Raw genomic sequence first — 7,252 nt, 5'->3', positions numbered from 1 at the left:
CCGTCTTCGCCGACCGTGGCCTGCCGCCTCATCGCAACCCGGCCCCTGGTCCCCTCCTGCTTGTTAGTGTATTTTGTGTTTTTCTGAAAAATCGCCACTCACGAGGTCAGTGGACGAGCAGGTCGAAGCCCTCGACGTCCTGTGGCTTGCGCGGGCCCGGGCCGATGTACTGGGCCGACGGGCGGACCAGCTTGTTCTCCCGCTTCTGCTCCAGGATGTGCGCCGACCAGCCCGCGGTCCGGGCGCTGGTGAACATCGCCGGCATCATGTGCGGCGGGACCTGCGCGAAGTCCAGGATCACCGCGGCCCAGAACTCGACGTTCGTCTCGATCGGGTGGTCGGGGCGGCGCTCGCGCAGGATCCGCAGCGCGGCCTGCTCCAGCGCGGCGGCCACCTCGTAGCGCGGTGCACTGAGTTCCTGGCAGGTGCGGCGCAGCACGCGGGCCCGGGGGTCCTCGGCCCGGTAGACCCGGTGCCCGAAGCCCATGAGCTTCTCCTTGCGGTCCAGGATGCCCGTGACCAGCGCCTCCGGGTCCCCGGTCTTCTCCACCTCGGCGATCATCGGCAGCACGCGGGCCGGGGCGCCGCCGTGCAGCGGGCCGGACATGGCGCCGATCGCGCCGGACAGCGAGGCCGCGACGTCCGCGCCGGTGGACGCGATCACGCGCGCGGTGAAGGTCGACGCGTTCATGCCGTGCTCGGCGGCGGAGACCCAATAGGCGTCGATCGCCTTGACGTGCGCGGGGTCCGGGTCGCCCTTCCAGCGGACCATGAACCGCTCGGTGATGGTCTTCGCCTGGTCGACACGCGACTGCGGGACGGCCGGGATGCCGATGCCGCGGGCGGACTGGGCGACGTAGGACAGCGCCATGACCGAGGCGCGGGCGAGCTGCTCGCGGGCCTCCTCGACCGAGGTGTCGAGCAGCGGCTGGTAGCCCCAGTGCGGGGCGAGCATGGCCAGGGCGGCCTGCACGTCGACCCGGACGTCGCCGGTGTGGACCGGGATCGGGAAGGGCTCGGCGGGCGGCAGGCCCGGCCCGAACCGGCCGTCGACCAGCAGCGCCCAGACGTTGCCGAAGGTGACCTGCCCGACCAGGTCCTCGATGTCGACGCCCCGGTACCGCAGCGCGCCGCCGTCCTTGTCGGGTTCGGCGATCTCGGTCCGGAAGGCGACGTGCCCCTCCAGGCCGGACTTGAAGCCGGGCGGGGGCGGGGGTACTTCGGACACCGGGGTCTCCTCACGTGTCTGCGCACCGGCGGCCGTCGCCGGGTGGCGTCGTCGGCCGATGTCCCTGCTGCGCGCGGGTTCGCGCGTGTTCGCCGTCACCCTGCCTCCGACCAGCGCCGGAGCACAACGGACCGGCCAGGTGTGATCGGTCACCGGACCCGAACGGAGGGTGTCGGGCGGCCGGGGCGCCCACCTACCGTCGGGGGTCCACGAGGAGGTGCGCATTGACCGAACTGACGCTCGCCGCCATGCGGGTCGACTACGGCGCCGGAGGTTTCGACGTCGACCAGCTCGCCCCGACCTGGCACGAGCAGCTGGCGCGCTGGCTGGCCGAGGCCGGCCAGGCCGGCATCCCCGAGCCCAACGCGATGGTGCTGGCCACGGCGGACCCGGACGGCCGCCCGTCGTCACGCACGGTGCTCTGCAAGGGGCTGGACGAGCGCGGCGTCGTGTTCTACACGAACTTCACCTCCGCGAAGAGCCGCGACCTGCGCCAGTCGCACGAGGCGTCGGCGACCTTCCCCTGGTATGCGCTCCACCGCCAGGTGCACGTCCGCGGTCTGGTCCAGCAGGCCAGCTACGCCGAGGCCGACGCGTACTGGGCGACCCGGCCCCGGGGCTCGCAGCTCGGCGCGTGGGCGTCGGCCCAGTCCGCCGTGGTGAACGACCGCAGCGTGCTCGACGACGCGCTGGCCGCCGCCGAGCGCCGGTTCGCCGACACCGAGGCCGTTCCCCGGCCGCCGCACTGGGGCGGCTGGCGGATCGTGCCGGACGAGGTCGAGTTCTGGCAGGGCCGCACCAACCGGATGCACGACCGGCTCCGCTTCGTGGGCGACCGCGACTCGCGCACCTGGAAGGTCGTCCGCCTGGCGCCGTAGCGGACGGGCGAGCGGCGCCGTGGCGGACGGAGCGAACGGCACCCTCGCTCACACCTACTGAACGAGAGCGCCGCTCGCTCACGCCTCGGGTGTCCGGTTCGCGCGCCGGTGTCCGGTTTCCTCGCCCGGCGGGGTGCGGAGGTGTCGGACGGGCGTGGTACCTGTGGAAACGTGAGTCGCCCCCGTCCGGGATCGGGCCCGGACCAGCCCACGGATCCGTTGCGCGCCGACCCCTCCGGGGCGGCGCCGGAGCCGCCCACCCGTCCCGCCCACGACCCGCGGGCGGACCCGCTCACCGTCCCGGCGCCCGGCCCGGCCGAGGCGAGCACCCAGCGCCTGACCACGGGCCCGGACGCGCCGACCCAGCAGGTCCGGGGCGGGCGCGAGGGCGCCACCCGGCGCGTCCCCGTGGACCCGGACGCGACCACGGCACAGCTGCCCGAGGGCCGCACGATCCGCACCCGGCTGGCGGGTCTGGCCCGCAACACCTTCGCCGACACCACACCGCTGCAGACGCCCTCCTACCGGCGGCTGTGGGTGGCGGGGATCGTCACCACGATCGGCGCGCAGATGTCGGTCGTCGCCGTGCCCACGCAGATCTACGCGATGACGGACTCGTCGGCCTACGTCGGCCTGACGGGCGCGTTCGGCCTGGTCCCGCTGGTGGTCTTCGGGCTGTGGGGCGGCGCGATCGCCGACGCCGTGGACCGCCGCCGGATGCTGCTGCTGACCGGCACCGGTATCGCCATCACCTCGCTCGCGCTGTGGGTGGTCGCGGCGAGCGGGGTGGGCAACGTCTGGGTCGTGCTGGTGCTGTTCGCGCTGCAGTCGTCGATGCTCGCGATGAACCAACCGGCGCGGGCCGCCGTCATCCCACGACTGCTCCCGGCGGCCCAGCTCCCGGCGGCGAACGCGCTGAACATGACCGTGATGCAGCTCGGCGCGATCGTCGGGCCGCTGATGGCGGGCGTGCTGATCCCGGTCGTCGGGCTGGGCACGCTCTACCTGCTCGACGCGATCTTCCTGCTGGCCACGCTCTGGGCCACGTTCCGGCTGCCCGCGGTGCCGCCGCAGGCCACCGGGGAGCGGCCGAAGGCGGGCGTGCGGCAGATCGTCGACGGCTTCCGCTACGCCGCCCTGCACAGGATCCTGCTGGTCTCGTTCCTGGTCGACATCATCGCGATGGGCTTCGGCATGCCGCGCGTGGTCTTCCCCGAGATCAGCCAGACCGTGTTCGGCGACCCGCCGGGCGGCGGCCTCGCGCTGGGCCTGCTGTTCGCGGCCATCCCCATCGGCATGGTGGCGGGCGGGGTGTTCTCCGGCTGGCTGAAGCGGGTGTCCCGGCAGGGCGTGGCGGTCACCGTCGCGATCTGCATCTGGGGCCTCGGCGTCGCCGCGTTCGGGCTCACGTCGTCGCTGTGGATCGCCGTGGTCGCGCTGGCCGTGGCGGGGGCGGGCGACCTGGTCAGCTCGGTGTACCGCAACTCGATCCTGCAGTCCGTGGCCACGGACGAGATGCGCGGCCGGATGCAGGGCGTGTTCGCGGTGGTCGTCGCCGGCGGGCCCCGGCTCGCGGACCTCTGGCACGGGCCGGCGGCCGCGGCCGTCGGGCCGGGCACGGCCGCGTGGATCGGCGGGGTGGCGGTCGTCGTCGTGACCGTCGCGGTGGTGTTCCGGTTCCGCGAGTTCTGGGACTATCGCGTCCCCCTCGACGCCCACCGGTGACCGCCGGCCAACGCCAGGGGATGCCGTCCTGCGCTCGGAGGACGAGCATGGACACGGACGCCGTAAGAACCGTCCTGCGGAGTGATCCTTACCGCCTCGGGACGTGACGCGGATCCGTCGAACGGTACGGATGCGCGGTGGCGCACTAGCGTGGCGCCCAACGCAGAAGAAACGAGTGTGAGAGGGAACCTCCACATGGCTGACGAAGACACCGCCGTCCTTACCTACCCGGGCGGCCAGCACGAGATGGCGATCAAGGCGCCGACCGAGGGGGCGTCGGCGGTCGACGTCAGCAAGCTCCTCGCGAAGTCGGGGATGACGACCTTCGACCCCGGCTTCACCAGCACGGCCGCCTGTGCCTCCGCGATCACCTACATCGACGGGGACGCGGGCATCCTCCGGTACCGCGGGTACCCGATCGACCAGCTCGCGGAGCGGTCGACCTTCCTCGAGGTGAGCTACCTGCTCATCTACGGCGAGCTGCCCACCCAGGCGCAGCTCGACCAGTTCACCACCGACATCAGCCGACACACCCTGCTGCACGAGGACCTCAAGGGGTTCTTCGACGGCTTCCCGCGGGACGCGCACCCGATGCCGGTGCTGTCCTCGGCGGTGTCGGCGCTGTCGACCTTCTACCAGGACAGCCTGGACCCGTTCGACGAGAAGGCCGTCGAGCTGTCCACGGTCCGCCTGATGGCCAAGGTCTTCACCATCGCGGCCTACGCCTACAAGAAGTCCGTCGGCCAGCCGTTCCTCTACCCGGACAACTCGCTGGGCCTGGTGGAGAACTTCCTGCGCATGACGTTCGGGTTCCCGGCCGAGCCGTACGAGGTCGACCCGGTGATGGCCAAGGCCGTCGACACGCTGCTGATCCTGCACGCGGACCACGAGCAGAACTGTTCGACGTCCACGGTCCGGCTCGTCGGCTCGTCGCAGGCCAACCTGTTCGCGTCGATCTCCGCCGGCGTGAACGCCCTGTTCGGCCCGCTGCACGGCGGCGCCAACCAGGCGGTCCTCGAGATGCTCACCCGCATCCAGGAGGTCGAGGACGGCAACGTCGACGCCTTCGTCGAGCGCGTCAAGAACAAGGAGAAGGGCGCGAAGCTGATGGGCTTCGGGCACCGGGTCTACAAGAACTACGACCCGCGCGCGAAGATCGTCAAGCAGAACGCCGACGAGGTGCTCAAGGCCCTCGGCGTGACCGACCCGCTGCTCGACATCGCGATGAAGCTCGAGGAGAAGGCCCTCGCGGACGACTACTTCGTCGAGCGGAAGCTGTACCCGAACGTCGACTTCTACACCGGCGTGATCTACCGGGCCATGGGCTTCCCGACCAAGATGTTCACGGTCCTGTTCGCGCTCGGCCGGCTCCCCGGCTGGATCGCGCACTGGCGGGAGATGATGTCCGACCCGCAGAACAAGATCGGCCGCCCGCGCCAGCTCTACACCGGCGCCACCGAGCGGGACTACGTGGACCTGAACGCCCGCTGACCCGCCCTCCGCCGCACAGACGGCACTTCCGTGCGGACCTGCCGCACGGAGGTGCCGTTCGTGCATTCGGGGGTTCGAGTTCGGCGCGCGGGTTCCCCCGGCCGCCGCTAGCGTCGGCCCATGCCCGAGCGCTCCGTCGTCTGGTTCCGGCGTGACCTGCGCGTCGGCGACCAGCCCACCTTCCTGGCCGCGGCGGACTCCTCGGACGAGGCGCTCGCGCTGTTCGTGTTCGATCCCGCGCTGATGCGGCCCAGCGGGGGCGCCCGGCTGAACTTCCTGTACGGCTGCCTGCGCGAGCTCGACGCCGCCCTCGGCGGCAAGCTGCTGGTCGTCGAGGGCGACCCGGCCGAGGTCGTGCCGCGGGTCGCCGAGGCCGTCGGCGCCGGGGCGGTGCACGTCGCGGCGGACTTCGGGCCGTACGGGCACAAGCGGGACGAGGCCGTCGAGAAGGCCCTGGCCGACACCGGACGCGAGCTCGTGCGCACCGGCTCGCCCTACGCCGTCGCCCCCGGCCGGGTCCGCAAGGCCGACGGCGAGCCCTTCCGCGTGTTCACCCCGTTCCGCCGGGCGTGGACCGACCACGGCTGGCGCGCGCCCGCCGACACCTCCGCCTCGACCGTCTCCTGGATGGATCCGGCCGACAAGAAGGGCGGGCCGCGGGCGGTGACGATCCCCGACGACGTCGCCGTCGAGGCCGAGCTGCCCGAGCCCGGCGAGCAGGCGGCCCTGCGGACCTGGGCGGACTTCCTCGACGCGGCCGTGGACCACTACGGCGACGACCGCAACCGCCCGGACAAGCCCGCCACCTCGCGGATGTCGGTGTACCTGAAGTACGGCTGCATCCACCCCCGCACGGTGCTCGCCGACCTCGCCCGCAAGCGCTCTGCGAGCGCCGACACCTACCGCACCGAGATCGCCTGGCGGGAGTTCTACGCGGACATCCTGTTCCAGCGTCCGGACTCCGCGCGGAAGAACTACGACCGTGCGTTCGACGCCCTCCCGCTCGCCTCGGGGAAGAAGGCCGACGCGGACTTCGCGGCCTGGAAGGAGGGCCGCACCGGCTTCCCGATCGTCGACGCCGGCATGCGCCAGCTGCGCGCCGAGGCCTGGATGCACAACCGGCTGCGGATGGTCGTGGCGTCGTTCCTGGTCAAGGACCTGCACCTGCCCTGGTGGTGGGGCGCGCGACACTTCATGCAGCTGCTGGTCGACGGCGACCTGGCCTCCAACCAGCACGGCTGGCAGTGGACGGCGGGCAGCGGGACGGACGCGTCGCCGTACTTCCGCGTGTTCAACCCGATCACGCAGGGGGAGAAGTTCGACCCGAACGGCGACTACGTGCGGAAGTACGTGCCCGAGCTGCGCGGGATCGAGGGCAAGGCGGTGCACCAGCCCTGGGCGCTGCCCGGCGGCGTGCCGGAGGGCTACCCGGAGCCGATCGTCGACCACAAGGCCGAGCGGCAGGAGGCCCTCGCCCGCTACGAGAAGGTGAAGCAGGCGCGCGGGAGACTGTCCTGAGCGGGCCCGATCGGTCGTCGGGCCCGGGGCCGTCCGCGTGGCGGACGGGTGAACTCTAGGGTGTGGCCAGCACCGACGAGGGGAGCCCGGGATGGCCGACCGACGGAACCGCAGGCGACGCGCGATCGTGCTGCTCGGGGTGGCGAGCGCGGCCGGTGCGGGCGCATGGGTGGTGTGGCGGCGCTCCGGCGCGGGCCGGCCGGTGCGCGACCAGTGGGCCCGGGCCGTCGCGACCCCGTCCACGACGGCGATCGGAGCTGCGGAGCCGGTGGTGGTCGGGAGCGTGAACGGCTCGGCCGGGGCGACCGGGTCGGGTGTGAACGGCTCGGCCCACAACGGCCGCGCGCCGCACGGCCTGCTGACCCGGACCCAGGCCCCGGCGCCCGAGAAGCGGGCCGCCTCGCCGACGAAG

The 7,252-nt window shown here is 72.5% G+C and carries 5 protein-coding genes and 1 pseudogene; 5 read left to right on the top strand and 1 reads right to left on the bottom strand.

The window, feature by feature from the left end:
• Positions 1–106: 106 nt before the first annotated feature.
• Positions 107–1,228 carry a citrate synthase 2 gene (locus AB0B41_RS09595; protein WP_358200914.1) on the bottom strand — a complete coding sequence of 374 codons (1,122 nt, stop codon included), beginning with the start codon at positions 1,226–1,228 and terminating at the stop codon, positions 107–109.
• Between the two features lie 248 nt (positions 1,229–1,476).
• Here AB0B41_RS09595 and pdxH point away from each other — a divergent pair, with 248 nt between their 5' ends.
• The 5 genes and pseudogenes from pdxH to AB0B41_RS09570 all read left to right on the top strand — a co-directional run.
• Positions 1,477–2,106 carry a pyridoxamine 5'-phosphate oxidase gene (gene pdxH / locus AB0B41_RS09590; protein ID WP_358200976.1) on the top strand — a complete coding sequence of 210 codons (630 nt, stop codon included), beginning with the start codon at positions 1,477–1,479 and terminating at the stop codon, positions 2,104–2,106.
• Positions 2,107–2,541: 435 nt separating this feature from the next.
• Positions 2,542–3,831, top strand: coding sequence for an MFS transporter (locus tag AB0B41_RS09585; protein WP_358200974.1), 1,290 nt, complete (start codon positions 2,542–2,544; stop codon positions 3,829–3,831).
• A 195-nt stretch (positions 3,832–4,026) separates the two neighbouring features.
• Positions 4,027–5,322 (top strand): citrate synthase, encoded by a 1,296-nt coding sequence (locus AB0B41_RS09580; RefSeq protein ID WP_358200912.1) that lies wholly within the window; start codon positions 4,027–4,029, stop codon positions 5,320–5,322.
• Positions 5,323–5,442: 120 nt separating this feature from the next.
• Entirely contained in the window at positions 5,443–6,840 is a 1,398-nt protein-coding gene (locus AB0B41_RS09575; protein WP_358200910.1) for a deoxyribodipyrimidine photo-lyase, read from the top strand.
• 91 nt (positions 6,841–6,931) lie between these two features.
• Positions 6,932–7,252 (top strand): annotated as a pseudogene (locus tag AB0B41_RS09570) (hypothetical protein); the annotation flags it as partial.

The organism is Pseudonocardia sp. NPDC049154 (assembly GCF_040648315.1).
In the GTDB taxonomy this organism is placed as follows: domain Bacteria; phylum Actinomycetota; class Actinomycetes; order Mycobacteriales; family Pseudonocardiaceae; genus Pseudonocardia.
The sequence above is the reverse complement of the archived record's forward strand: the minus strand, read 5'-3'. Positions and strand labels throughout refer to the sequence as shown.

Coding starts and splice junctions, on each gene's coding strand:
- pdxH (WP_358200976.1), top strand. CDS start 1,477: ATGCGGGTCGACTACGGCGCCGGAGGTTTCGACGTCGACCAGCTCGCC.
- AB0B41_RS09580 (WP_358200912.1), top strand. CDS start 4,027: ATGGCTGACGAAGACACCGCCGTCCTTACCTACCCGGGCGGCCAGCAC.
- AB0B41_RS09575 (WP_358200910.1), top strand. CDS start 5,443: ATGCCCGAGCGCTCCGTCGTCTGGTTCCGGCGTGACCTGCGCGTCGGC.